Here is a 25446-nt window from a genome sequence, read left to right as displayed (position 1 = left end):
TGAACAGGTAGATCTTCACGACGAGCCAATTGCATACGCCGAACCGCCCGCACCCCGTGCGGGTGATGACGCGTGTCAGCTAATGCATGTGAAGCTGCTGATCTGCTGAGACGTTCCGCACAGCAATATAACAATTGGGCACATTTTGACCACCCCACACTTGCGTCACGGCTGCAACACGGTAGTTTCTTCCCCATGGATCAGCCGGATGTGCATCCTGACCGCACCAAGGGCGTGCCGACGCCGTTTCGACGCTCGGCACTGACAGGCGCCGCCGCCGCTCTGGCGGCTGTGCTGGCGTTGCCTGCTGTGGCATACGCCCAGCCGGCGCCGCCCCCGACGCCCACTCCGCCACCGCCCGCGGTGGGCGCCCCGCAGGCGCCACCTCCGCCACCGGCGGACCCGAACGCGCCTCCGCCCCCGCCGGCCGCTCCGGCCCCACCTGCGGATCCGAACGCACCCGCGCCGGCACCGCCCGTGGATCCGAACGCACCCGCGCCGGCGCCGGCCGATCCCGACGCACCGACGCCCCCGGCGCCTGAGCCCGGCCGCGTGGACAACGCCGCCGGCGGGTTCAGCTACGTCGTGCCCGCCGGGTGGAAGATCTCCGATGCCACCCAGATCTCGTACGGCCAGGCTCTGCTGACCAAGCTCCCGCCTGAGGGCTCGCCGCCAGATGCGCAGCCGCCGAACGACACCAGCGTGCTGCTCGGCCGGCTCGACCTGAAGCTGTTCGCCGGCGCGGAGACCGACAACACCAAGGCCGCGCAGCGGCTTGCCTCCGACATGGGCGAATTCTTCATGCCCTTCCCCGGCACGCGGGTGAATCAGCAGACCATCCCGCTCGATGCCAACGGAATGACGGGTGTCGCCTCGTACTACGAGGTGAAGTTCACCGACACCAACAAGCCGAACGGACAGATCTGGGCCGGTGTGGTCGGCGCTCCCACCGCTCCCGGTACGCCGCGCGGCCAGCGCACCCCCGAACGCTGGTTCGTGGTGTGGCTCGGCACCGCGACGAACCCGGTGCCCCAGAACGAGGCCGTGACGCTGGCCAACTCCATCCGCCCGTGGACGCCTCCGCCGCCGCCACCGCCGGCGGACCCGAACGCCCCCGTGCCTCCGGCGGACCCGAATGCCCCGCCGGCCGACCCGAACGCGCCGCCGCCGCGTCCCGCCGTCGGCGTGCCGGTGCCGGTCGACCCGAACACCGCGCCCGGGATGCTGCCGCCGGCCTGATCGGATCGCAGCCTGTTCGCCACCCCTGGCACAGCCGAATCGTTACCTGACGCGGGTATACCTGGGGCATGGCTCGGTTGCGGCTTGCACCGGGTGACGCTGGCGACAGGAGATCTCCATGGACGTGCTTGCAGCAACTGAGTTTCTGGCCCGCTCGACGACGTTGACCAGCGTGGGCTGGATCGGTTACATCATCATCGGCGCGATCGCAGGGTGGATCGCCGGCAAGATCGTCAAGGGGTCGGGTTCGGGCATCCTGATGAACATCGTCATCGGCATCGTCGGCGCCCTCATCGGCGGTTTCCTGCTGAGCTTCTTCCTGGACACCGCGGGCGGTGGCTGGTGGTTCACGCTGTTCACCGCCATCCTCGGTTCGGTGATCCTGCTGTGGATCGTCAGCAAGGTGCAGGGTAGGTCGCGCGTCTGACCTCCCTCGCCACGATGCGCGCGTGGCAGGTGCGCCAGCCGGGTCCCATACCCACGGCTCCGCTGAGCCTTGCCACCGTGCCGGTGCCCGAGCCCGGCCCCGGTGAACTTCTTGTCGGGGTGCGGGCTTGCGGCGTGTGCCGCACGGACCTGCATGTCACCGAAGGTGACCTGCCCGTGCACCGCCCTCAGGTGACGCCAGGTCATGAGGTGGTGGGCGAGGTGGTCGGTCTCGGTGACGGCGTCACGTCGTTCGCGCTGGGCGACCGCGTCGGTGTGGCATGGCTTCGCCACACGTGCGGGTCATGCCGATTCTGTCTTCGCGGACAGGAGAACCTCTGCCCGGCGTCCCGATACACCGGTTGGGACGCCGACGGTGGTTACGCCGAATACACCACGGTGCCGGCCGGTTTCGCGTTGCCACTGCCCCCCGGATATGACGATGCGACGCTGGCACCGCTGCTGTGCGCCGGCATCATCGGATACCGCGCTCTACTGCGCGCCGAGGTGCCGGAGAAGGGACGCCTGGGAATCTACGGCTTCGGCGGGAGTGCCCATCTCACCGCGCAGGTGGCCATCGCCCAGGGTGCCGAAGTGCACGTCATGACGCGCGGGGAGCGAGCCAGGGATCTCGCGCTGTCGCTCGGCGCTGCGTCCGCGCAGGGCCCCGCCGATGTTCCGCCCGTGGCCCTCGATGCCGCAATCCTGTTCGCTCCCGTCGGCGACCTCGTCCTGCCCGCATTGGCGGCACTCGACCGCGGCGGAACGCTCGCCATCGCCGGCATCCACCTCAGCGACATCCCCGCACTGAACTACCAGCGCCACCTCTTCCAAGAGCGCCAGGTGCGCTCGGTGACGTCGAACACCCGCGCCGACGCGCACGCGTTTCTCGACTTCGCGAGCCGTCACCGCCTGGAGGTCACGACCCCGCTGTATCCACTCGACCGCGCCGATGTCGCCCTCGCCGATCTGAGCGCCGGCCGGATCTCCGGTGCGGCCGTTTTGACGGTGTAGCCGTCAGGTCAGATGCCACACCAGAGCCGCGGCCAGGGCGCCGAGCCCGTTGAGCGCCCAGTGCAGCGCGATCGGAGCGATCAGGCTGCCGCTACGCCTGCGTAGCCAGGTGAAGACGAAACCGGCTGCAGCGGTGGCGATCACGGCGCCGACGACTCCGGCCACCATTCCGAACACGCCGCCGCCGAGAATCTTGGTGAAGCCGACATTGCTGGCCGTCAGGCCCAGCGACGTGGCGATGTGCCACAGTCCGAACAGCAGCGATCCAGCCGCAGCCACTCCACGCCAGCCCCACGCTCGGTCCAGCGCCCCGTGCAGCACGCCTCGGAAGGCGAGCTCCTCGGGGATCACGGTCTGCAGCGGGATGATGATCATCGAGGCGAGCAGTGCGCCCGACAGCGTCGCGTAGTTGTTGTTGAGGAACATCGGCCGGGTCCACGGCAGCAGCGCGCCGACCGCAATGACGGTGCCGACGAGCGCGACCGCCCCGAGCGCGTAGCCGGTGCCCGACCTCCAGTGCTCGCGGCCGAGTCCGAGTTCGGACCAGCCGAGGCCGCGGGAGCGAACCAGCAACACCAGTCCGACGGCGGCGGCGGGTACCACGGCGACATTGGCCCAGGGAGTGGTGAAGTGTGCGATCAGGTTCGACAGCGCCAACACCACGACGACGATCGCGATGTCGACGTAGATCCGGAAGTGATGCAGCGCCGCCAGTTGAGCGACCACGGTGTGGGGCTCTACGGGTGCGGCGATGGCGTCAGACATAACCGCACCAGGTTACCGGCTGGTCGGCCGCGGTCCTTATTCGTTGTCGCCGCCGGTCGCGGCCGCCGAGTCGGCCGCAGACGTCCCGAAGCCGGACTCCCTGGCTGCGGGCCAGACCCAGTCTTTGACCTCGGGGATGTCATCGCCGAACTCTCGGGTGTATTCGCGCGCCGCGATGCGCTTGTCGGACATCTGCTGGCGCAGCGCCGCACATGTCGAGCCCAGGGACGGTACGCGATCGATGACGTCCATGACCAGGTGATACCGGTCGAGGTCGTTGAGCATGACCATGTCGAACGGGGTTGTCGTGGTGCCCTCCTCCTTGTATCCGCGCACATGGAGATTGCTATGGCCGGTGCGTCGGTACGTCAGACGGTGGATCAGCCAGGGATAGCCGTGGTAGGCGAAGATGATCGGTCTGTCCGTGGTGAAGATCATGTCGAAATCGCGATCGGACAGTCCGTGCGGATGTTCCGTGTCGTCCTGCAGGCGCATCAGGTCGACGACGTTGACGAACCGCACCTTGAGATCAGGCAGATGCTGGCGCAGGATGTCGGCCGCCGCCAGCGCCTCCAGCGTCGGGATGTCACCCGCCGAGGCGAGGACGACGTCGGGATCGGTGCCGAGCACTTCCGAGCCTGCCCACTCCCAGATACCGAGCCCGCGGGTGCAGTGGGCGATCGCCTGCTCCATGGTGAGGAAGTTCGGGGACGGCTGCTTGCCGGAGACGACGACGTTGACGTACTGGCGCGACCGGAGGCAGTGGTCGTAGGTCGACAGCAGGGTGTTGGCGTCCGGCGGAAGGTAGACGCGCACCACCTTCGCGCTCTTGTTGATGACGTGGTCGATGAAGCCGGGATCCTGGTGGGAGAAGCCGTTGTGGTCCTGACGCCAGACATGGCTGGACAGCAGGTAGTTTAGGCTCGCGATGGGCCGCCGCCACGGGATGTGGTTGGTCACCTTCAGCCATTTGGCGTGCTGGTTGAGCATCGAGTCGACGATGTGGATGAAGGCCTCGTAGCAGTTGAACAGTCCGTGCCGGCCGGTGAGGAGGTAGCCCTCCAGCCAGCCCTGACACTGGTGTTCCGACAGCATCTCGACGACCCTGCCCGCTCGTGCGAGGTGCTCGTCGACCTCGGGGCCGACCAACTCGGCGTTCCACTGCTTGTCGGTGGCGTCGTAGACAGCTTGGAGGCGGTTCGACGCAGTTTCGTCGGGGCCGAAGATGCGGAAGTTGTCCGGGTTCAGCCGGATGACCTCGGTCAGCCACTGTCCCAGCACGCGCGTCGCCTCGGCGACGGTGGCGCCGGGAGTGGGTACGTCCACCGCGAACTTCCGGAAGTCCGGCAGCCGCAGATCTCTGAGGAGCAGTCCGCCGTTGGCGTGCGGATTGTCACTCATCCGCAGGTGCCCAGGGGGCGCCAGGTCGGCGATGTCGGAGAGCAGCTTGCCGTCCTCGTCGAACAGCTCGTCGGGCCGGTAGGACGACAGCCAGTCCGCGAGCACGCCGAGGTGCTCGCTCGTGTCACGAGCGCTGCTCAGCGGTACCTGGTGGGCGCGCCACGAGCCGGTCGTCTTCTTGCCGTCGATGAAGTCCGGGCCCGTCCAGCCCTTGGGCGTGCGGAACACGATCATCGGCCAGGCCGGTCGCGAAGTGTCGCCCTGCGCCGCCCGGGCCTTGATGTCGGCGATTTCGTCGAGGACCTCGTCGAGCAGGGTGGCGAAGCGGCGGTGGGCGTCGAAACGGTAGCCCTGGTCCGCGGACGCGGCGTCGTCGGGCACCTCGAAGAAGAACGGCGTGTGGCCGTAGCCGACCATCAGCGCGCGCAGTTCCTCGGTCGGGATGCGGGCGAGAAGCGTGGGGTTGGCGATCTTGTAACCATTGAGATGAAGGATGGGCAGCACCACCCCGTCCTCGGACGCGTTGACCAACTTGTTCGAGTGCCAGCTCGTCGCCAACGGGCCGGTTTCGGCTTCGCCGTCACCGACAACAGCGGCGACCAGCAAATCAGGATTGTCGAACGCCGCACCGTAGGCGTGCGAGAGCGCGTAGCCGAGTTCGCCGCCCTCGTGGATGGATCCGGGAGTCTCGGGCGCGACGTGGGACGGGATGCCGCCGGGGAACGAGAACTGCCGGAACAGCCGACGGATGCCCTCGGTGTCCTGCGTGATGTCGGAGTAGATCTCGCTGTAGGTGCCGTCGAGGTAGGCGTTGGCGACGAGTCCAGGTCCGCCGTGGCCGGGCCCGGTCAGGTAGATGGTCGACTGTTCGCGCTGTTTGATGGCCCGGTTGAGGTGGGCGTAGAGAAAGTTCAGCCCCGGTGTCGTGCCCCAGTGGCCGAGCAGGCGCGGTTTGACGTCTTCGCGCGTGAGCGGCGTACGCAGCAGCGGATTGTCCAGCAGATAGATCTGGCCGACGGAGAGGTAGTTGGCTGCCCGCCACCATCGATCGATCTGCTCGATCTCCGCCTCGTCGAGTTCGTGGCGGTCCACGGTCTTCCACGCGGTGGTCGGGGCGGCCTCGGCTGTGGTCGTGGTAGTCATCTCTCCATCCAACTCCGCATCGGGGTCCGGTCAACTCGTACCCGATGGCGGGCACGTTAATCTTTCTCCCGTGATGGTCGAGGGAGCGTTGCTGACGTCCCTACGCGTACTCGACCTGTCGCTGGGCGGCGGCGATGCCGTGAGCCGGATCCTGGCCGACCTCGGCGCCGACGTCCTGAAGATCGAACCGCCCGGCGGCGCGCCGTCGCGCACCGAGTCGCCGACGGTCGCCGGGGTCAGCATCCCGTTCACGGTGCACAACGCGAACAAGCGCTGCGCTCAACTGGATCCGGCTGAGAAAGGCGACCGCACCCGGTTGCTCGACCTCGCGGCATCCTGCGACGTTGTCGTGGATTCCGGAAATGATGGTGGCGCAGCCTTATTCGGTATGTCTTGTCGTGAACTTGCGACGATGTTCGACCACCTCGTCGTGCTGTCGATCACCGATTTCGGCATCACGGGACCGAAGGCGTCGTGGCGCGCCACCGATGCCGTGCTCTACGCGCTGTCCTCGGCGTTGTCGCGCACCGGTCCGACGGCCGGCACCCCTGTGCTGCCGCCCGACGGGGTGGCGTCGGCGACGGCCGCCGTTCAGGCCGCGTGGGCGGTGCTGGTCGCCCATTATGATCAATTGCGCTGCGGTAGAGGCGAATTCATCGATTTTTCGCGGTACGAAGCGGTCGTCCAGGCGCTGGATCCGCCGTTCGGTTCCGAAGGTCAGGCTGCCGTCGGGCTGAAATCGCCCGCCGAGTTGTGGCGGGGCCGACCCCGCAACCAGCAGATCTACCCGATCTTCGGATGCCGGGACGGACACGTCCGGATCTGCCTGCTCTCGCCCCGCCAGTGGCGCGGCATGTGGGCATGGCTGGGGGAGCCCGCTCAATTCGCCGGCGCTGAATTCGAGACCATCGCCGCCCGGTACGCCGCTTCGCGAGAACTCAATGCAGTGATCGCCGAACTGTTCGCCACCGAGACGATGGCGGACCTGGTGGCGCAGGGTCAGGCCCGCGGCGTGCCCGTCGCAGCGGTGCTGTCACCCGCAGAGGCGTTGTCGACCAGGCATTTTCATGAAGTGGGTGCGCTGAAGCAGGTCATGCTCGCGCCCGGCGGCACGGTCACGTTATTTGTCGGACCGCTCGTCGTCGACGGCGCGCACCGCGGATACCGGCAGGCGCCGCCGGTCGCCGGATCCGACGCGGCGGTCTGGCTCGATCGTTCACCCCGCGAAAACACCGCGCACGAAGACCTTCCACTTCCTCCCTTCACCGGGATGCGCATCCTCGACCTCGGTGTCATCGTCGCCGGTGGCGAGCTCGGCAGGCTGTTCGCCGATCTCGGCGCCGAAGTCATCAAGGTCGAAAGCCCCACCTACCCGGACGGACTGCGGCAGACCCCACCGGGGCAACCGATGAGTAGGTCCTGGGCGCTGACCCACCGCAACGAGGAGAGCCTGGGCCTCGACCTACGGAATCCGGCAGGCGCCGAACTGTTCTGCCGACTCGTGGAAAGCGCGGACGCGGTCTTCGCGAACTTCAAACCCGGCACGTTGGCCGCGCTCGGCTTCTCCTACGACAAGCTGCGAAGCCTCAATCCCGGCATCGTCCTGGCCGAGAGCAGCGCATTCGGTGATCGCGGACCGTGGAGCGCCCAGATGGGGTACGGCCCCCTGGTCCGGGCGTCGACCGGCGTGACCCGATTGTGGACGTCGCCGGACGCCCAGCCGGGCACCTTCTACGACGCGACCACCATCTTCCCCGACCATGTCGTCGCGCGCCTCACCGCGGTCGCGGCACTCGCGGTGATGATCCGTGGCGAGGGCGGGCATGTACACATCTCACAGGCAGAGGCGGCGATCAATCAGCTCGCCGTCACCTACGCGGCCGAGTCCGCAAGAGCCGCAGGTTTTCCCGTCGACACCGACGATGACGCCGTCGACGCGGTGTTCCCGTGCTGCGGTGACGATGAATGGTGCGTCATCTCATTGCGTACCGACGTGCACCGCACGCGGGTTGCCGGCCTGCTCGGACGAGCGGAACTGCCAACTGCCCGAGCCGAACTGATCGGGGCTTTGTCGCACTGGACTGCGAGCCGCGACAAAGATGAGGTCGCCGAGGCGCTGCAACAGCTGGGTGTGCCTGCCGCGCCGATGCACCGTGCCGCCGACGTCGCGGCGGATCCCCAGGTTGTCTTCCGCAAGCTGTACACCGACATGGTGCATCCGTTGCTCGCCCGGCCGATCCCTGCCGAGTCCGCCCCTGCCCCGTTCACCCGCATTCCCCGGGCTGAACTGCGCCCGGCACCGATGCCGGGAGAGCACACCCACGACATATGCCGTCGCGTGCTCGGGTTGAGCGTTGAGCAGATCGACGGCCTGATCAATGACGGCGCGCTGTTCGCCGATGACAAGTAGGAGGCTCACCGCAATGCCCATGGACCCCAGGACACCGGTACTCGTCGGCTATGGCCAGGTGAACCAGCGCACCGAGGACCCGTCGGTGGAGCCTGTCGACCTGATGGTCGCGGCCGCGCGTGCCGCCGCCGATCCCCGGGTCCTCGAAGCCGTCGACGCCGTGCGCATCGTCAACCTGTTGTCCTGGCGCTATCGCGACCCCGGACTGCTGCTGGCGCAACGCATCCGGGCCGACAAGGCCGCGACCCGTTACACCGGCATCGGCGGCAACGTGCCGCAGACCCTGGTGAACCTCGCCTGCCTGGACATCCAACAGGGACGTGCCGACGCGGTTCTCATCGCGGGTGCAGAGACGTGGCGCACCCGCACCCGCGTGCGCGCCCAGGGTAAGAAGACCGAGGGGACACGGCAGGACGAGTCGGTGCCGCTGGCACCGGGTTCGGACGAGAACATGCCCATGGCGGGTCCCGGCGACCTCAAGATCCACCTCGACCGGCCGGCCTATGTGTATCCGATGTTCGAGCAGGCGGTACGCATCGCCGGGGGAGAGACGCCGGATGACCACCGCCGCCGCATCGGCGAACTGTGGGCGCAGTTCTCGGCCGTCGCAGCCGGCAATCCGAATGCCTGGAGCCGGGAAGCGCTGACCGCTGAACAGATCTGGCAACCGTCGCCCACGAACCGGATGATCAGCTGGCCCTACACCAAACTGATGAACTCCAACAACATGGTCGATCAGGGCGCAGCGTTGGTCCTGACGTCGGTGGAGAAGGCGACGTACCTGCAGATCCCGTCGGAACGCTGGGTTTTCCCCTATGCCGGGGCGGACTCCCACGACACGTACGCGATCGGCGAGCGCGACGAGTTCCACACCTCGCCCGCCATCCGCATCGCGGGCAACCGGGCGCTGGAGCTGGCCGGCGCCGGCATCGACGACATGGACCTCGTCGACGTGTATTCGTGCTTCCCGTCGGCGGTGCAAGTGGCGGCCCACGAACTCGGTCTTCCGATCGGGGACCCGAACCGGCCGCTCACCGTCACCGGTGGCCTCACGTTTGCGGGTGGACCGTGGAACAACTACGTCACGCATTCCATTGCGACGATGGCCGAGCAACTGACCCGCCGGCCGGGCGCGCGCGGCCTGATCACCGCCAACGGCGGCTATCTGACCAAGCACAGCTTCGGCGTGTATGGCACCGAACCGCCGACCCACGAGTTCCGTTGGGAGGACGTGCAGTCCGAGGTTGACCGGCAGCCGACACGCACAGCACTGGTCGACTGGAGCGGCGTCGGGACCGTGGAGACGTGGACGACCCCGGTGGACCGTGACGGGCAGCCGGAGAAGGCATTCCTTGCGGTGCGCACCCCGGAAGACGCCCGCGTGCTCGCGGTGATCCCCGACCGCGGCGGCGCGGCGGCGACAGTGCAGGACGACATCGCGGGCGCGCAGGTCCGGGTGAACGAGGACGGCACCGCGGCGCTGGTCTGACTACAGCAGACCCAGGGCCGCAACCGCGTCGCGCTCAGAGTGCAGTTCCTCGACCGACGCGTCGATGCGAGCGCGCGAGAATGCGTTGATGTCAAGGTTTTCCACGATCTCCCAGTTGCCGTCGATCGAGCGGCACGGGAACGAGCAGACCAGGCCCTCCTCGACGCCGTAGACACCAGGAGAGGGCAGCGCCACCGAGGTCCAATCGTCGTCGGGTGTCCCGTGCACCCAGTCGTCGATGTGGTCGATCGCGCCGTTGGCCGCGGACGCGGCCGAGCTTGCACCTCGCGCTTCGATGATCGCCGTGCCACGGCGCGCCACCGTCGGTATGAAATCATCGGTAAGCCAATGGGTATCGGCGGCATAGTCAGCGCCGGCGCGTCCACCGACAACCGAGTGGAAGATGTCGGGGTACTGCGTCGGCGAGTGGTTGCCCCAGATGATCATCTTGCTGATCTCGGTGACCGGGGCGCCGGAATGGCGCGCCATCGCCGCGACCGCGCGGTTGTGGTCCAGCCGGGTCAACGCGGTGAATCGTTCGCGAGGGATGTCGGGGGCGTGCGCGGACGCCACCAGCGCGTTCGTATTGGCGGGATTGCCGACGACAAGGACGCGGACGTCCTTGTCGGCCCCGGCGTTGAGCGCCTTGCCCGCCGTGGCGAAGATCTGGGCGTTGGCGCCGAGGAGGTCAGCGCGCTCCATGCCCTTGGTTCGCGGTTTCGCCCCGATGAGAAGCGCGACGTCGACCCCGTCGAACGCGCGCACCGGATCGTCGTAGATCTCGGTATTCGCCAGCAGCGGGAACGCCCCGTCGTCGAGTTCCATCACGACACCTTCGGCGGCTCTCACCGCGTCGGGGAGTTCGACCAGTCGGAGGTTGACCGGAGTTTCCCGCCCGAGCATCGCCCCCGCGGCGATGCGGAACAGCGCGGCGTAGCCGATCTGGCCTGCGGCTCCGGTGACGGCGACGGTGACGGGGGTGGCAGTCATGGCGCCAACCCTAGTCAGGGTGCGCCGGGGGGAACGTCGGTATAGGTGGTGGTGTAGCTCTCAGCCGAGAACGTGAAGCCTTTGCCGCTGAGCTCGGAGAGGCACGAAATGCCCGTCGCTTCTTGGATATTGCACCGGAACCCCGCCACGGCGAGGATCCGATTGAACGGAAGTTCGGTGGCCGGACCGGGGTCCAGTGCGAAACCGGGTGCCGGCTTCGCGACGAACCGGACCTCGCCGGTACGGTCGACCAGGATGGCGTTGGGAGCATCGGGCTCGCCGTCGGGTCCGGGCACTTGCTCGGGAGCGCCGCCGATGCCGATGTCTGCCGATTGTGCGTTCTGGCAGCCCGCGCTGGTTCGCGGGATGATCGCGCACTCCCATCGCCCGCTCGGCGAAGCGAAGTAGTAGCCGGTCTGCCCGGCAACGTCCGCGGCGAAGTCGAACGCATTGGCGAGGTGGGCATTGCTGGGTCTGGTCGTGGTCGGCGGAGGTGCTGCGGCGGCGGTCCGGGTCGCTGACGTCTCGTCAGTGGTGACCACTCGGGGCGCACCGCAGCCCGCGGCCAGGACGGCCGCGGCCAGGCCGGCACAGGTCAGGACTCGCATAGGTCCATTGGACCATCCGACTAGCCCTTCACCTTCTCGCGCAACCCGTCGTCGAGCGAGACCCGCACCAGCGCAGCCGCCAGGGGGGCGCAGTTGTCCCCGGCCAGCTTGCCGAGCTTCTCGGCATCGGTGGGCAACCCCAGGTCCTTGGCGGCGCCGAGGGCGCGCTGATCGAAATGGGGACGCGCCCAGGGCCAGACGTCCTGCACCTCTCGCAGATAGATGTCGGCGCCGGTGTCGCCGATCCCCTTGAAATCCTTCAGGAGTTGCTTTGTCTTGCTGACGTCATGGTCGGCACAGGACGCAAGAGTGCGCATGTCGCCACGGTATTCGTCGCGGAGGAAGGTGGCGATGTCGACGAGCCGGTCCGCCGAACTCTCGTCGTAGCGGGCGTACCCTGCCCGCCCGAATGCCTCGATCATCGTGGTGCGGTCGGCGTCGAGCACCGCATCGGGGGTCCGCAGCTTCTCGCCGAAGATCTCCTTGGCCGCCTTCGTGGCGATCGTCGCATCGATCGGCTTGCTGGCCAGCATGCACAGCACCAGCAACTCGAACAACGGCATGGGCTTGTCGGCGAGGGTGATGCCGGCTTCCTCTGCGTAGGTCGTCCCTGCCTCGTCCAGCAGTCTGCGGATCAGTTCGTCGGAGCTCATGGCCACCGGCTACCCGGTGCCGGGGAGACGAACCCGCTATTTGGGGGGCAGGCTCTTGGCGTAGTCGACTCCGCGGGTGACCCACGGCGACAACTGCCGTGTGGTCTTGACGCCGTCGGCGTGCACCCGTAACCACCCGCGGGTTTCGCGCCCGGCCATGATCATCGGCTCGACATGAGCGCGGGCGAGGAACGACTCCGTCTCGTCAGGCGCAACGCGCACCAGCAGCCCGCCCTTGGAGCTGACGGCCACCGACATGTTGCCGTTGATCAGGAATGCCAACCCGCCGAACATCTTCTTCTCTTCGACTCCGCGTTCGGTGGCGATGAGTTCGCGAACCCGGTCAGCGAGGTCCGAGTCGTAGGCCATGGCGAAACATTAGCGGTGGCCCCGCACCGCGAGCGCGCGTGTCTGCGCGACGACACGCCGTCATCTGCGTACAAACACGCGCGCTCGCGGTGCAGCGTGCCTCGGCTAGGCCGCGGCGGTCACCGCCTCTGCCGCAGGCTCCAGCGCCTGCGCGACGATCTCGGCCACGTCGGTCATCGGCCTGACGTCCAGTGCCTCCAGCACGTCGGCGGGCACATCGTCCAGATCCGCCTCGTTGCGCTGCGGGATGAACACTGTCGACAGCCCGGCGCGTTGCGCGGCGAGCAGCTTCTGCTTCACCCCACCGATGGGCAGCACCCGGCCGTTCAGCGTGACCTCGCCGGTCATGCCGACATCGGCACGCACCTGCCGCCCGGTTGCCATCGAGACCAACGCGGTCACCATCGTCACGCCGGCCGACGGGCCGTCCTTCGGCACCGCACCCGCGGGCACGTGCACGTGAATCCGCCGGTTCAGCGCCTCCGGGTCCACGCCGAGGTCCGCTGCGTGCGAACGGACGTAGGACAGCGCGATCTGCGCCGACTCCTTCATCACGTCGCCCAGCTGGCCCGTCAGCTGCAACCCGGCGTCACCGTCGGTCGAACCGGCCTCGATGTAAAGCACGTCACCACCGAGGCCCGTGACGGCCAGCCCGGTCGCCACACCCGGCACCGCCGTGCGTTCCGCCGATTCCGGCGTGAATCGCGGACGGCCCAGGTATTCGACGAGATCCGGCTCGTCGACGATGATCGGCGTCGGGTCCGCGTCGAGCTTCGTCGTCACCTTCCGCAATGCCTTGGCCAGCAGCCGCTCGAACTGACGCACGCCCGGCTCGCGGGTGTAATCCGCGGCGATCTTGCGCAACGCCGCATCGGTCACAGTGACTTCCTCGGCCGTCAGCGCAGCCCGCTCAGACTGCCTGGGCAGCAGGTAATCCCGCGCGATCGCGACCTTGTCGTCCTCGGTGTAGCCGTCGATCGTGACCAGCTCCATCCGGTCCAACAGCGCCGACGGAATGTTCTCGATCACGTTGGCGGTCGCCAGGAACACGACATCGGAAAGGTCCAGGTCGAGATCCAGGTAGTGATCCCGGAAGGTGTGGTTCTGTGCGGGATCGAGCACCTCCAGCAGCGCCGCTGACGGGTCGCCCCGGTAGTCGGAGCCCACCTTGTCGATCTCGTCAAGCAGCACAACGGGATTCATCGACTGCGCCTCGCCGATCGCTCGGACGATGCGGCCCGGCAGCGCACCCACATAGGTGCGCCGGTGCCCGCGGATCTCAGCCTCGTCACGCACGCCGCCGAGGGCGACGCGCACGAACTTGCGGCCCAGCGCACGGGCGACGGACTCACCCAGCGACGTCTTGCCGACGCCGGGAGGGCCGGCCAGCACCATGACGGCGCCGGAGCCACGACCACCCACGACGGCCATGCCGCGCTGAGCTCGGCGGGCCCGCACCGCCAGGTATTCGACGATGCGGTCCTTCACGTCGTCGAGACCGTGGTGATCGGTGTCGAGAATGTCCCTGGCGGCCAACAGGTCGGTCGAGTCCTCGGTGGTGACGTTCCACGGCAGGTCGAGCACGGTGTCCAGCCATGTGCGGATCCAGCCGCCTTCGGGGCTCTGATCGCTGGACCGCTCCAGCTTGCCGACCTCGCGCAGCGCCGCCTCGCGCACCTTGTCCGGCAAATTGGCGGCTTCTACGCGGGCGCGGTAATCGTCGGAGCCATCAGGCTCACCCTCGCCCAGCTCCTTGCGGATGGCATTGAGCTGCTGGCGTAGCAGGAATTCCTTCTGCTGCTTGTCCATTCCTGCGCGGACGTCCTCGGCGATCTTGTCCGTCACCTCGACCTCGGCGAGATGCTCAGCGGTCAGGTCGATCAGCAGACGCAGCCGTGCGGCCACGTCCTCGGTCTCCAGCAGATCGCGCTTCTGGACGTCGGTCAGGTACGACGCGTAGCCGGCCGTGTCGGCCAAGGCAGAAGGGTCGGTGATTTTGTTGACCACATCAATGATCTGCCACGCCTCCCGACGCTGCAGCATCGCCAGCAGTAGTTTCTTGTACTCGGCGGCAAGGGCTTTCGTCTCGTCGGTGACCACCGGTTCGGCGACTTCGTCGATGAGCACCCACAGAGCCGCACCGGGCCCGGTGGTCCCGGATCCGATATGGGCGCGCTTCTCACCCTTGACGACGGCGGCCGCCCCACCTCCGGGGACACGGCCGACCTGCACGATCGATGCCAGTACGCCGTAGGTGGGGTACCGGTCGTCGAGCCGCGGTGCGATCAGCAACTTGCCGGATTCGCTGGCTTGCGCGGCATCGACCGCGGCGCGTGCTGCGTCGTCGAGCTCGATCGGCACCACCATCCCGGGCAGCACGATCGTCTCGCTCGCGAAGAGCACCGGCACAGCGCGCGACGCGTTTGTGGTTTCAGGCATCAGACCTCCTGGTTTCAGTCAACTGAAAGTTGAACCTGATGCGCTCAACCTTGGGGCGGTCGGTATTGTTCCCGCCGCGATTTCGCCGCGGGCGGAATAGTCGGCGAGCGCTCGTGGTAGCTGTGGGGATGAGCCCTGCAGTTCCCAGCACAGCTGAAGACCCTGTCCACGACGTAGTCGTCGCCATCACCGGCGCGAGCAGCGGTATTGGCGAGGCGACGGCCCGGCTGTTGGCCGCCCGCGGTGCCCGACTCGTCGTGGCTGCGCGCCGCGTGGACCGCCTCGAAGCACTTGCCGACACGCTGCGCGCTGACGGTGCGGCGGTCGTCGCCGTGGCGGCCGATGTCTCCCGACGTAACGACGTGCAACACATCGTCGACACGGCACTCGCCGAATTCGGCCGTCTCGACGTACTCGTCAGCAATGCCGGACTCAGCGCGATCGGCCCGTTGGGGGACGGTGACGTGGCCGGCTGGGACGCGATGATCGGTGTGAACCTCTCGGCGGTCCTGTACGGGATCGCCGCGGCCACCCCGGTGTTCCGCCGCCAGGGCAGGGGCCACTTCGTGACGACGGTGTCGACGGCGGGCCTGAAGATCGTTCCCGATATGGGGGTCTACGCAGCCACGAAGAACGCGGTGCGCACCGTGATGGAGGCGTTGCGTCAGGAATCGACCGACGGCGTCATCCGCACCACCTCGATCTCGCCGGGTTTCGTCAACACCGAGCTCGACGGCTCGATCGCCGATCCGATTCTGCGCCAACAGATCCGGGCCTCGATGGACAGTTTCGGCCTCGATCCTCACGCGGTGGCCCGTGCGATCGCCTTCGCGATCGAACAGCCACACGATGTGGAGATCGGCGATCTGACGATCCGCCCGACCGTGCAGGGCTGACTTCGTCCCTCCCGATGCCGGGAGGATCGCGTCGGATCGGGCCCACGCAATCTGCCCGGCTGAAGTAGATCAGGCTGCGGCGCCTTCGGAGTCGGCGCACTGGACGCAGTCGGCCGAGTCGATGTCGACGCCGCCGCAGGTGGGGCAGATGAAGGGGATCACGGCAGTCTCCTGGGTTGCGGGCCGGCATCGGCGTGGTCGACGCGCCGGTTCGCAGTGTCGGTACCCGGGCGTGGCCCCGCGCGAAACTCGCCGCAGCGCCGTGGTCACACTGTGGTCATCTTTATGGTCGTCATCTTCATGGGCCGTCGTTGTCCGACAAAGCAGAGAGCCTGCCGCTCGGGGGAAACGGCAGGCTCTCTGAGTCGGGAGGTTTACGCGGTGGCTTGGGCGCCCAGCACTCGTTGGATGTCCGGCTTCATCTGCTGCAGCTGCTGTCCCCAGTAGCCCCAGCTGTGCGTTCCCGCGGTCGGGAAATTGAAGACGCCATTGGTTCCGCCGGCCGCGATGTAGTTGTCACGGAAGGCGATGTTCGTCCGCAGCGTGAATCCTTCGAGGAACTGCGCCGCCATCAGGTTCGGGCCGCCACCGTTGTCCAGATCCGACGGGGTGCCGGTGCCGCAGTAGATCCAGACCCGGGTGTTGTTGGCCACCAGCTGATTGATGTTGACCATCGGATCGTTGCGCTTCCATGCCGGATCCGACGACGGTCCCCACATGCTCTCGGCGTTGAACTTGCCGGCGTCGTTCATCGCCAGCCCGATGAGCATCGGCCACCAGCCTTCCGACGGATTCAGGAAGCCGGAAAGCGAAGCGGCGTAGATGAATTGCTGCGGGTGGTAGATCGCGTAGGTCAGCGACGCGCTGCCCGCCATGGAGAGGCCGACGACGGCGTTGCCGGTCCGCGAGACGCCGCGGTTGGCTTCCAGCCACGTCGGCAGTTCCTGGGTCAGGAACGTCTCCCACTTGTAGGTGTAGTTCTGACCGTTGCCCCGAGACGGCTGGTACCAGTCGGTGTAGAAGCTCGACTGACCGCCCACCGGCATGATCGTCGATAGCCCGGACTGGTAGAACCACTCGAACGCCGGGGTGTTGATGTCCCAGCCGTTGTAGTCGTCCTGGGCACGCAGGCCGTCGAGCAGGTAGACCGCGTTCGGACCGCCACCCTGGAACTGGATCCGGATGTTGCGGTTCATCGACTGGGAGAACACGTCCAAATATTCGACGGGTAGACCGGGACGCGAGAATGCTCCAGCAGTCGCCGAACCCCCCGCGAAGCCGATCAGTCCGGGCAGCGTCGCCGCGGCCAGAGCGGCGGCAGCCACCCGCCGAAGCGCTTTCCTCGTGGTGCCCCGAAACTTCTCTTTCCACTTCATAACGGCAATCCATACCTTTCTCATCAACGTCCGCCTGGTTCGCAAACATGCCGTCCGGTTTCAGGAGTAATGGAACACGTTCAGACCAGGCGATCAGCGTCCCGACACAGCGATCCGCGGTCGCGGTTGGCTAACGATTGCGACTCGGGGCGGACTCGCCGGCCGCCATAAAATGACTGTGACCAGTGTGAATCCTGTTACTCCTGAGGTTGCTTACAGCATCGCCGTGGCGCGTCGATGAGTGTCGATGCAGTGGGTACTCGCCAGTTCGAACCGATGAGCGCGAAATGAGGCGGCCGAGATGACCGAACGTGCGTACGACCTGGATCGCTTCGTCGACGCCCAGGCGAGCGCCTATGAGGGCGCACTGGCCGAATTGCGGGCGGGTTCCAAGCGAAGTCACTGGATCTGGTTCGTCTTTCCACAGCTCCGCGGTTTGGGACGCAGCCCGACAGCCCAGCGGTTCGGCATTGAATCCCTCGACGAAGCGCGCGCCTATCTCGCCCACCCCGTGCTCGGACCGCGGCTACGGGAATGCGCCGAAGTTCTGGCGGAGCACGCGGGGCGCTCGGCCACCGAAATACTCGGTCAGCCCGACGATGTGAAGGTGCGCTCGTCGATGACGCTGTTCGCGCGCGCCACCGATGACGCAGAACCGTTCCGTGCGGTGCTGGACGCCTTCTACGGCGGCGGCGAAGACCCGGCCACGGTGGACCTGCTCGCCTGATCGTTCAGCGAGGCGCCAGGATCAGCCAGCCGTGGGCCGGCACCACCGTCTCGGCGACGACCTCGGCGGGCGGAGCGCCGGAACCGGCGACGACTTCTGCACGCGGAACGCCGAGATCGCGAAGCGACAGAGGCACGGCCTCGTCGCCCACGTTGAGGGCGACCACCAGGGCGTCGTCACCGCGGCGCGTGGTGTAGACGTAGGACGTGTTGGTCACCGACAGCGGTGTGGTCCGGGCCGCATACAGCCACGGATGCCTGCGCCGTAGACCGATGAGGTGCTGATGGGACCGGAACACCTGGTGACCGTGTTCGCCGACTCCCTCGAACGGAGAACCGAATTCGGGCCGGACCTCGTCGTCGCCGCCGAACCGCTCCTCCTTGACCCCGCGGTAGGCCACCTCGTCGCCGGCGTAGATGCTGGGGATGCCGCCGGTGGTCAGAAGGATGACCAGAGCGTGTTCGACGTGGTCGGCGTTGTCCAGTTGACTCGCGATGCGGGTGACGTCATGGTTGCCGATGAAGGTGAGCGGGACGAAGGTGTCGAGGAAGTCGTTGTGCCGCGTGAGCGCCCAGTCGAGCTCGTGGAAGTTGGCGTCGTTGATGCTGCTCCAGATGGCCTTCCACAGTTCGTACTGGGTGACGGAGTCGAACCCCGAATCACGAACGCGCGCTTGATAATCACCGTGGATCACCTCGCCGACGAACCATGCGTCAGGGTGCTTGTCACGAACCCGGGGGAGCACCTCGGACCAGAATCTGTCGGGCACGGCGTAAGCGGCGTCGAGTCGCCACCCGTCGGCGCCGCGGCCGAGCCAGTGGCTCATCACGTCGACGGTGTAATCGATGACCTCAGCGCTGCGGTGGTTCAGCGCAATGAGCCCGCCGTGGCCCTCGAACGTCGCGAAGTCGTCACCGCGCATCCGAAACCACGACCGGTCGCCGCCGTCTACCGCTTCCCGATATCGCGGAAAGTCTGTTCCCACGTGATTGAACACGCCGTCGAGCAGAACCCTCAGACCGCGGCCGTGCGCCTCGGCGACGAGATGGTCGAAATCGGCGTCGTCGCCGAGTCGGGAGTCGATGCGGTAGTGGTCGACGGTGTCATAGCCGTGGGTCTGAGAGGCGAACACCGGGCCCAGCGCCAAGCCTGAGGCGCCGAGCTCGATGGCGTAGTCGAGCCAGTCCGCAATGCGGCGCAGCCGGTGCTCGTCGGCGCTCGGCGCGGGATCGGCCGGATAGGCGCCGACGAAACCGAGGGGATAGACCTGCCACCAGACGACGTGCTCGACCCAGCCCGCGGTCATTTACGGAATGCCTTCGCGTACAACGCTTTCATCTCCTCCGTCAGTTCGGGCGCGGGCCCGTCGGCGACCGTACCGGGAGCGACGGTCGTGATCGACAACCCCGCCACGGGGGCGGGTAGGGCGTTCCACTCGACCAGCCACTGCGTCAGCTGCGCCGACGAAGCGGCATAGACGACGCGACCGAGGCCTACCCACGCATGCGCGGCGGCACACATCGGACAGTGCTCGCCGGACGTGTAGACGGTGGACCGGGCACGCTCGGCGGGGGACAGGTGCTCGACGGCCCACTTGGCGATCGCGAATTCCGGGTGGCGGGTGGCGTCGCCGTCTTTGACCCGGTTGTGGTCCTCGAAGCGGACCACGCCCGCAGGGTCGAGCAGCAGCGAACCGAACGGTTCGTCGCCGCCGTCGAGCGCCTGACCGGCAAGGCGCACGCACCGCCGCAAGTAACCTAGGTCGACATCGGTGACTGCCACACGGCGGAGTCTACGCAGCAGGCAGGAGGGCACATGCGCGAGTTCGTATGGCATTGCAACGAGATCGAGGCCCAGGCGGACCTCTTCGCCGACCATCTCGACGGGGCGGACCTTGCGACGGCCGTGCCGTCGTGCCCGGGTTGGACCGTCGCGCAGCTCGCCTCCCATGTCGAAGCGGGGCTGCGGTGGGCACGCACCATCGTCGCGACGCGCGCGGAGTTTCCGCCGTCGGACACGGAACTGCGGGATCTGTCCGGACCTGGCGACGGGCATGCCGCGGAACTGGCGGCGGCGCTACGCGGTTCCGCGGCCGCTCTGGCGCGGACTCTGCGCGAGGCGGGACCGGCCGAGCAGATGTGGTCTCCGGTGCCGGGCGGCGGGAGCGCGTTCTTCGCGCGGCGGTTCGCGCACGAGACGGCGATACACAGAGCCGACGCGGCCCTGACCCTGGGCATCGACTACACGCTGCCGAACTTCCTTGCCGTCGACGGAGTGCAGGAGTGGCTCGAACTCGGTTGTATGCCTTTCCATTTCGAGGTGCACCCGTGGATGCGTGAACTGCTGGGACCCGGACGCACGATCGGGCTGCACACCACTGATACCGACGACGACTGGCTGCTCGATTACACCGGCGATGCGCTCGCGTGGCGCCCCGGACGGGATTCCGCGGCCGCGGAGCTGCGCGGCCCGGTCACCGATCTACTGCTCGTGCTGTATCGCCGCCGGCCCGTGTCGACCGTGGAGATTCGTGGCGACGCGGGCCTCGTCGACTTCTGGATGGAGCGCGTCGCGTTCGCCTGACCTCATTCGCAGCAGCGTGTTTGCCCGACCTTCGACTCCTGGCGCGAGGGCTCGTCGGTCCGGCACGCGCACGACGCCGTGATAGGGACGTCCGCTCGCGCGGAAGCGAGCTCGAGCTGCTTGCCGATGATCACCGCTTCGGCATCCCGGCCCAGGCGCGTGAGACATTCGTGGTACCCGTGCAGACTCCACACATTTCCGGGGTGCTGACACGACCTGCTCAGGGTGGGATCGAGACCGAGATCGGCGGCGTACACCTGCGCCGCGTCCTCGACGCGTCCCTGCTCCAGCAGCAGCGCGCCGAGCGCGTGCCGGGTGGGCTGCATCCAGCCCCACGGTTCGTCGTACGGAAGTCCGTCGTCGAGTTCCACGGCGCGCTGCAGATGCGCGAATGCGTCGTCGAAATTGCCTGCGCGGTAGTCGATCTCGCCATCGAGCATGGCAGCGGCGACGGCAAGGATGTCGTGGCTGGTGTTGTTGAACAGGTACCGGCTCTCAGGGATCCGGTCGTAGGCAGCCGCGAAGAGCTCCCGTTCCGCCCGGGCCTGGTCGAGATTTCCGCTGGCAGCGTGCGCCACCCCGCGCCCGTAGTGGATGGTGGCCGCCGTTGTGCAATACAGTTCGGTGTCCTCCGGCAGGGGTGTCGCGATCAAGTCGTCCCAGCGGCCGAACCGCACCAGCACGTGGATCCGTAACGGTACGAACGCTTCCAGCCAGTCCGCCATCGGCGGCGATTCGATGGCGAGCAATTCGGGGGTGAGTTGTCCGGCGAGTTCGTCGGCGGCGCTCAGCGCGATCGCCGAATTGCCCTCGAACATCGCCGAATACACCACGAAATGTAGATTGTGCGCGCGATACAGCGAGTAAAAGTTCAGCGGGCCTTGGTGTTCCACGAAACGCCGATCGACCCGTACCGCAGACTGATTGGCGACCACCGAATCCCGGTAGTTGCCGCAGAGAACGTCGATGTGGCTGGGCATGTGCTGCAGATGGCCCGCGTCGGGCACCAGACCACGCAGCAGGTCGGCGGCGGGGAGTGCCTCCTGCGGTGTCGCCGACATCTCCATGGCGTGGATATAGAGATGCAGGATGCCGGGATGCTCACGGCCTGCGGTGGTGACAAGTGCGCCGTCGAGAAGTCGCTTGGCTTCGACGACCCGCGACCCCGGTGCGGGTTCGCCGGTTCTGCTGTCCCACAACGCCCACGCGGTGACGTTGAGCAGTGCATCGGCGGCCAGCGCCGCGACGTCGATGTCGTCGGGGAAGGCCGTTGCCAGATCCGACATCGCATCGGCGTATGCGCTGTGGCCGGCGGTGAGCGCGTCGGCATCGTCGGGATCGTCGGTGGGGAAGCGCGCGATCAGCGCGTGGATCAGGCCTCGCTCGACAGCCGAAGCCCGCCCGTCTGTCGCCAGCCGGAGCTCCATCCGAGCCCGCGCGAGCGAGGCCCGAAGGTCGACGGGATCGAAAGCGTCCCACCCCTTGTTGTAGTTCGGACCGACGGCATAGGCGACACCCCAACGCGCGAGCGCGAAATCGGCGTCGAGTTCGAGTGCACGGTCGAAACAATGGACCGCTTCCTCGTGGTTGAAGGCATACGACCACACCATGCCTCGGTCGAACCACACCCGCGCAGCTTCGGACGGGGAGTCAGTCGGTCGGTGATAGGAGCCGAGGTCGTAGTAGGACTCGCTCATAGAGGCGACGATAATTCACCCGGCCGGCAGTGGCGAGCACTGCGAGAAAACAACCGGCCCCCGCCCAGATCGCCAGTGTGACCAGCGGAGTCACCGCACCGTGGCCGTCGAAATAGGAGATGCTGCGCAGCAGCGACACCCCCGAGCCCTGAGGCACGATCGTCGTGAAGGTCGAGTAGAAGCCCGACAGCAGCGGCCGTCCGACCGGCCCGGCGGCCGCGGCGTTTCCGACGACCACGAGGAACAGTCCGAGCACCACCGACGCGGCGGTGCCGAACGCGGCCGCGACGCCGGTGACTGCTCCACCGACGGCCATCGCGTAGAGCCACAGCACGCCGAACACCTGCCACGGATGTCCGGTCAGTGCGTCCAGCACGGGGCCCACGTACACGGTGACCGCGCCCGCCAGCACCGCAGAGAACACGGCGAGCGACCCCGTGCGCAGCGCCAGCGTGGTGGGCGTGCGCACGCTGCCCATCAACCGCCCGAGCAGAGCAGCGCCCAGCGAGGCGCCGATGGAGATGAAGATGACGGCGTAGAACTCGACGGTGCCCGACGGATCACCTGACGACGTCGGCGCGACGTCCTCGACGACGGGTGTCAGACCCGCGCGCTCGGCAGTGGCACGGCCGACTGTTTCGGCTGCCGCCGCCACACTGTGCCCGCCGCCTCCTGCGACGTAGATGTTCATCTGTCCGTCGGGGGTCACGGCGAACGCGGTGTCGGCCGTGCGGTCGAGGACCTGCGCCCTCGCTGCCGCGGCGTCTCCGACTGCGTTGACATGCAACGAATCCTGGCCGTTCAAGCCATCGACAAGCTGCGTCGGCGCGGACACCGCGACGGTCATGTGGTGCAGCGTCGGCTTGGCGAACGCGCCGGAATAGCTGGCGACCATCGCCAGCACGAACAGCGTGAGACCGGCCAGAGCCAGCACCGTGGTGCGGATGGCCGAGCGGTTCCGGAAGGCCGGAATTTCTTCGGGGTGGTGTCTACCCATGAAGGGGTCCTTTCTAGGCTTGCGAGATGCCGAGGAGGGCGTCGACGGTGTCGAGCGCCGCGCCGGCGCGGGTGTAGAGATCGGTGGCGTCGTGGTCCTCCATCCAGGACCGCAGTACTTCGGTGAAGCCGCCGACCAGGAATCGGGTCACGGCGTCCGTGGGGATGGCCGTGATGGTGTCGAGAACGCCCATGCCCTGATGCGCAATCTGTTCGCAGGGGCCGCGCAGCGCATCCCGGTATGTCACCAGGACGTGCTGGTTGACCGTGCTGGGGACGACGTGCCGGAACAGCGCGGGGTGTTCGGCCGCGAATCCGAAGAGCTCCAGGATCCGGGCGCGAGCGCTGTCGGCCGTCGTGCGCAACTCGGCGAACAGATGGCTGAACGCTGCCGCGATCGCATCGTCGCGATCGCGGAAATGCCGGTAGAAAACCTGGCGGCTCACATCTGCGCGGCTCACGAGGTCACCCACCGAAATCTCGTCGACGGGGCGTTCCTCGGCCAGGGTCAGCGCGGCTTCACGCAGACGGGTTCTGACCCGCTCTGCGCGTGGATCGGCACTGCGACCGCGTTCTGGCATGACATGAGCGTAGAAGACTTCGTAGACAACTGTCCACGACAGCTTAGGTTATCTATGACACGTTTTCGCCGGGGCTGTGACCGGCGGAATAGAGCCTGGCACCGTCAACCGCTCAGTGACCTGCGGCCACATCAGGTTCGTCGATGTCCTCTGGGTCTACTCGCCCCCACTTCCAGTTCGACGACCTGAAAGAGACTGCTGATGAGCACTGAAACCACTACCTCACCCCCAGCCGATCCGGTCAAACAGCCCGTCGCGACGCCGAGGGCGTCGCGCACCGGGTCGAGGTCACGGCTGGGATCAGGCAGTTGCGCAGTTCGAGGCGCTGAAGAATGTCGGTGGGTGACCATTCGCCGACCCGGGAGCCGCGCCGGGGGAGATGCTCGACGAGACCCTGCGAAGCCGGCAGTCGGAGAGCTTCCCACATGGCGTCGCGCAGCCGGTGAGCGGTGACTTCGACCAGAGTTGCGGGCAGCACAAGCCGTCGGGGGCCTTCGGTCGGCACTGCCACGGCACACCAGGTAAGGCACCACATCCCACGTGCGCAGCGAGCCGCCTTCGGCGCGTGTGTCGCCTGCGTCGTAAACCCCTGCACCTCAACGTTTTACGGGGCCTCGTCGTCTTCGGGGAGGAGGTAGCGTTCGGGGTGGTGGTAGGCGTTGGTGCGGTGTTGGCCGGTGTCGAGATCGGGTGGTGGGAGCCATTCGGTTTGGCCTTTGGCGTTTTTGCGGGTGCGCCATTTTGTTTTGTCGAGCATGCGGTGGTCGGGGCCGCAGGCGAAGGTGAGCTCGTCGATGTCGGTCTGGCCGTCGTCTTTCCAGTCCGCGACGGCGTGATGGACTTGGGCCTGGTAGCCGGGCGCAGAGCAGCCCGGCCGGGTGCAGCCGCGTTCCTTGGCGTGGAGCACGATGCGTTGCGCGGCGTTGGCGAGGCGTTTGGCGCGTCCCAGGTAGAGGGATTGTTCGGTGTGTTTGTCGTAGACGTAGAGGTAGTGGAAGGCGTTGGCGGCCATGCGGATCAGGTCGCGCATCGGCAGCAGGGTGCCGCCGCCGGTGACGGCGATTCCGGCGCCGTTCTCCAACTCCTGCAGCGTGGTGGAGACGATCACGGTGACGGGCAGGCCGTTGTGGGTGCCCAGGTCGCCGGATTCCAGGGCGCGGAAGGCGAGGGCTTCGAGGGCGTCGTGGTTGCGCTGTTGTTGGGTGCGCGGATCCGAGCCGCACGGTTCGGGCTGCGGGTCATGCTCGGCGGCGGGCTTGGCGGGGTTGTCGGCCTCGACAGCGACCGGCGTCTCGTCGGGCTCTTCGGAGCCTGCGGGCGTCTCCTCGGCCTCGCCAGCGTCGTTTGGTTCATCGACAGCTTTCGGTGTCTCGTCGCGCTCATCGACAGCGTCCGGCGTCTCGTCGGGCTCGGAAGCGGCCGGTGTCTCGTCGGGCTCATCGGAGTCCGCAGCGTCGTCGTCCACTGGGTCGTCGAGTTCGTGGTCGGGAATGTTGTGTCCGGGTGCGGCTTCTTTGGCCCACACCGCGGGCGTGTCAGATGGTTTGTGTAGCTGTGGCTCCTAGTTGAATGGAGCAGTATCGATGGATGTGACCACTGACGAGCCAATGTCGGGGGCCGACGCTGTGGAGGCGTTGCGGTCCG

The 25446-nt window shown here is 67.2% G+C and carries 22 protein-coding genes and 1 pseudogene; 8 read left to right on the top strand and 15 right to left on the bottom strand.

Annotation, left to right across the window (positions count from 1 at the left end; all coding sequences use genetic code 11):
• Positions 1-195: 195 nt before the first annotated feature.
• The 3 genes from ACAG24_RS22685 (at position 196) to ACAG24_RS22675 (ending at position 2679) form a co-directional block, all read left to right on the top strand.
• On the top strand, positions 196-1239 hold the full coding sequence (locus tag ACAG24_RS22685) for an APA family fibronectin-binding glycoprotein (protein ID WP_370474638.1): 1044 nt from the start codon (positions 196-198) through the stop codon (positions 1237-1239).
• A 118-nt stretch (positions 1240-1357) separates the two neighbouring features.
• The gene (locus tag ACAG24_RS22680; RefSeq protein ID WP_370474637.1) at positions 1358-1666 is read left to right on the top strand and encodes a GlsB/YeaQ/YmgE family stress response membrane protein; all 309 of its coding nucleotides are present in this window, start codon (positions 1358-1360) and stop codon (positions 1664-1666) included.
• A 14-nt stretch (positions 1667-1680) separates the two neighbouring features.
• The gene (locus tag ACAG24_RS22675; RefSeq protein ID WP_370474636.1) at positions 1681-2679 is read left to right on the top strand and encodes a zinc-binding alcohol dehydrogenase family protein; all 999 of its coding nucleotides are present in this window, start codon (positions 1681-1683) and stop codon (positions 2677-2679) included.
• 3 nt (positions 2680-2682) lie between these two features.
• On the opposite strand, the gene ACAG24_RS22670 is transcribed toward ACAG24_RS22675, so the two are convergent.
• A complete protein-coding gene (locus tag ACAG24_RS22670) occupies positions 2683-3444 on the bottom strand; it encodes a CPBP family intramembrane glutamic endopeptidase (protein WP_370474635.1) in 762 nt (253 codons plus the stop codon).
• A gap of 36 nt (positions 3445-3480) precedes the next feature.
• Positions 3481-5988, bottom strand: coding sequence for a phosphoketolase family protein (locus tag ACAG24_RS22665; RefSeq protein ID WP_370474634.1), 2508 nt, complete (start codon positions 5986-5988; stop codon positions 3481-3483).
• A 73-nt stretch (positions 5989-6061) separates the two neighbouring features.
• Between ACAG24_RS22665 and ACAG24_RS22660 the strand changes: the two genes are divergently transcribed.
• Positions 6062-8398 (top strand): CaiB/BaiF CoA-transferase family protein, encoded by a 2337-nt coding sequence (locus ACAG24_RS22660; protein ID WP_370474780.1) that lies wholly within the window; start codon positions 6062-6064, stop codon positions 8396-8398.
• A 13-nt stretch (positions 8399-8411) separates the two neighbouring features.
• Positions 8412-9887: an acetyl-CoA acetyltransferase gene (locus ACAG24_RS22655; RefSeq protein WP_370474633.1), complete on the top strand. Its 1476-nt coding sequence runs from the start codon at positions 8412-8414 to the stop codon at positions 9885-9887.
• On the opposite strand, the gene ACAG24_RS22650 is transcribed toward ACAG24_RS22655, so the two are convergent.
• From ACAG24_RS22650 to lon, 5 genes are all read right to left on the bottom strand, one after another.
• Positions 9888-10877, bottom strand: coding sequence for a malate dehydrogenase (locus tag ACAG24_RS22650; RefSeq protein WP_370474632.1), 990 nt, complete (start codon positions 10875-10877; stop codon positions 9888-9890). It abuts the gene before it with no gap.
• Positions 10878-10891: 14 nt separating this feature from the next.
• Complete coding sequence (locus ACAG24_RS22645; protein WP_370474631.1) at positions 10892-11485, bottom strand: hypothetical protein; 594 nt, start codon at positions 11483-11485, stop codon at positions 10892-10894.
• 20 nt (positions 11486-11505) lie between these two features.
• Positions 11506-12138: an HhH-GDP family DNA glycosylase gene (locus ACAG24_RS22640; protein ID WP_370474630.1), complete on the bottom strand. Its 633-nt coding sequence runs from the start codon at positions 12136-12138 to the stop codon at positions 11506-11508.
• A gap of 36 nt (positions 12139-12174) precedes the next feature.
• The gene (locus ACAG24_RS22635) at positions 12175-12507 is read right to left on the bottom strand and encodes a TfoX/Sxy family protein (protein ID WP_370474629.1); all 333 of its coding nucleotides are present in this window, start codon (positions 12505-12507) and stop codon (positions 12175-12177) included.
• Between the two features lie 105 nt (positions 12508-12612).
• A complete protein-coding gene (lon, locus tag ACAG24_RS22630; protein ID WP_370474628.1) occupies positions 12613-14946 on the bottom strand; it encodes an endopeptidase La in 2334 nt (777 codons plus the stop codon).
• Positions 14947-15074: 128 nt separating this feature from the next.
• On the opposite strand from lon, the gene ACAG24_RS22625 reads away from it, so the two are divergent.
• Entirely contained in the window at positions 15075-15842 is a 768-nt protein-coding gene (locus tag ACAG24_RS22625) for an SDR family oxidoreductase (RefSeq protein WP_370474627.1), read from the top strand.
• A 374-nt stretch (positions 15843-16216) separates the two neighbouring features.
• Here the strand turns inward: ACAG24_RS22625 and ACAG24_RS22620 are convergent, their stop codons facing one another.
• Positions 16217-17218: an esterase family protein gene (locus tag ACAG24_RS22620; RefSeq protein ID WP_370474626.1), complete on the bottom strand. Its 1002-nt coding sequence runs from the start codon at positions 17216-17218 to the stop codon at positions 16217-16219.
• A gap of 301 nt (positions 17219-17519) precedes the next feature.
• Between ACAG24_RS22620 and ACAG24_RS22615 the strand changes: the two genes are divergently transcribed.
• Positions 17520-17945: a DUF1810 domain-containing protein gene (locus tag ACAG24_RS22615; protein ID WP_370474625.1), complete on the top strand. Its 426-nt coding sequence runs from the start codon at positions 17520-17522 to the stop codon at positions 17943-17945.
• Positions 17946-17949: 4 nt separating this feature from the next.
• On the opposite strand, the gene ACAG24_RS22610 is transcribed toward ACAG24_RS22615, so the two are convergent.
• On the bottom strand, positions 17950-19251 hold the full coding sequence (locus ACAG24_RS22610) for an alpha-amylase family protein (RefSeq protein WP_370474624.1): 1302 nt from the start codon (positions 19249-19251) through the stop codon (positions 17950-17952).
• Positions 19248-19727: a nucleoside deaminase gene (locus ACAG24_RS22605; protein WP_370474623.1), complete on the bottom strand. Its 480-nt coding sequence runs from the start codon at positions 19725-19727 to the stop codon at positions 19248-19250. Before ACAG24_RS22605 ends, ACAG24_RS22610 begins: the two co-directional genes overlap by 4 nt.
• Positions 19728-19760: 33 nt before the next feature.
• On the opposite strand from ACAG24_RS22605, the gene ACAG24_RS22600 reads away from it, so the two are divergent.
• Positions 19761-20528, top strand: a complete 768-nt coding sequence (locus ACAG24_RS22600) for a maleylpyruvate isomerase family mycothiol-dependent enzyme (RefSeq protein WP_370474622.1) — start codon at positions 19761-19763, stop codon at positions 20526-20528.
• Between the two features lie 2 nt (positions 20529-20530).
• On the opposite strand, the gene ACAG24_RS22595 is transcribed toward ACAG24_RS22600, so the two are convergent.
• From ACAG24_RS22595 to ACAG24_RS22575, 5 genes and pseudogenes are all read right to left on the bottom strand, one after another.
• Positions 20531-22225, bottom strand: a complete 1695-nt coding sequence (locus tag ACAG24_RS22595) for a tetratricopeptide repeat protein (protein WP_370474621.1) — start codon at positions 22223-22225, stop codon at positions 20531-20533.
• Positions 22179-23222 (bottom strand): hypothetical protein, encoded by a 1044-nt coding sequence (locus ACAG24_RS22590; RefSeq protein WP_370474620.1) that lies wholly within the window; start codon positions 23220-23222, stop codon positions 22179-22181. Before ACAG24_RS22590 ends, ACAG24_RS22595 begins: the two co-directional genes overlap by 47 nt.
• Positions 23223-23235: 13 nt before the next feature.
• Positions 23236-23802, bottom strand: coding sequence for a TetR/AcrR family transcriptional regulator (locus ACAG24_RS22585; protein WP_370474619.1), 567 nt, complete (start codon positions 23800-23802; stop codon positions 23236-23238).
• Between the two features lie 241 nt (positions 23803-24043).
• The gene (locus ACAG24_RS22580) at positions 24044-24313 is read right to left on the bottom strand and encodes a hypothetical protein (protein WP_370474618.1); all 270 of its coding nucleotides are present in this window, start codon (positions 24311-24313) and stop codon (positions 24044-24046) included.
• Between the two features lie 93 nt (positions 24314-24406).
• Positions 24407-25039, bottom strand: a pseudogene (locus ACAG24_RS22575) (HNH endonuclease signature motif containing protein); the annotation flags it as partial.
• Positions 25040-25446 lie beyond the last annotated feature (407 nt).

The organism is Mycobacterium bulgaricum (genome assembly GCF_041287165.2).
In the GTDB taxonomy this organism is placed as follows: domain Bacteria; phylum Actinomycetota; class Actinomycetes; order Mycobacteriales; family Mycobacteriaceae; genus Mycobacterium; species Mycobacterium bulgaricum.
The sequence above is the reverse complement of the archived record's forward strand: the minus strand, read 5'-3'. Positions and strand labels throughout refer to the sequence as shown.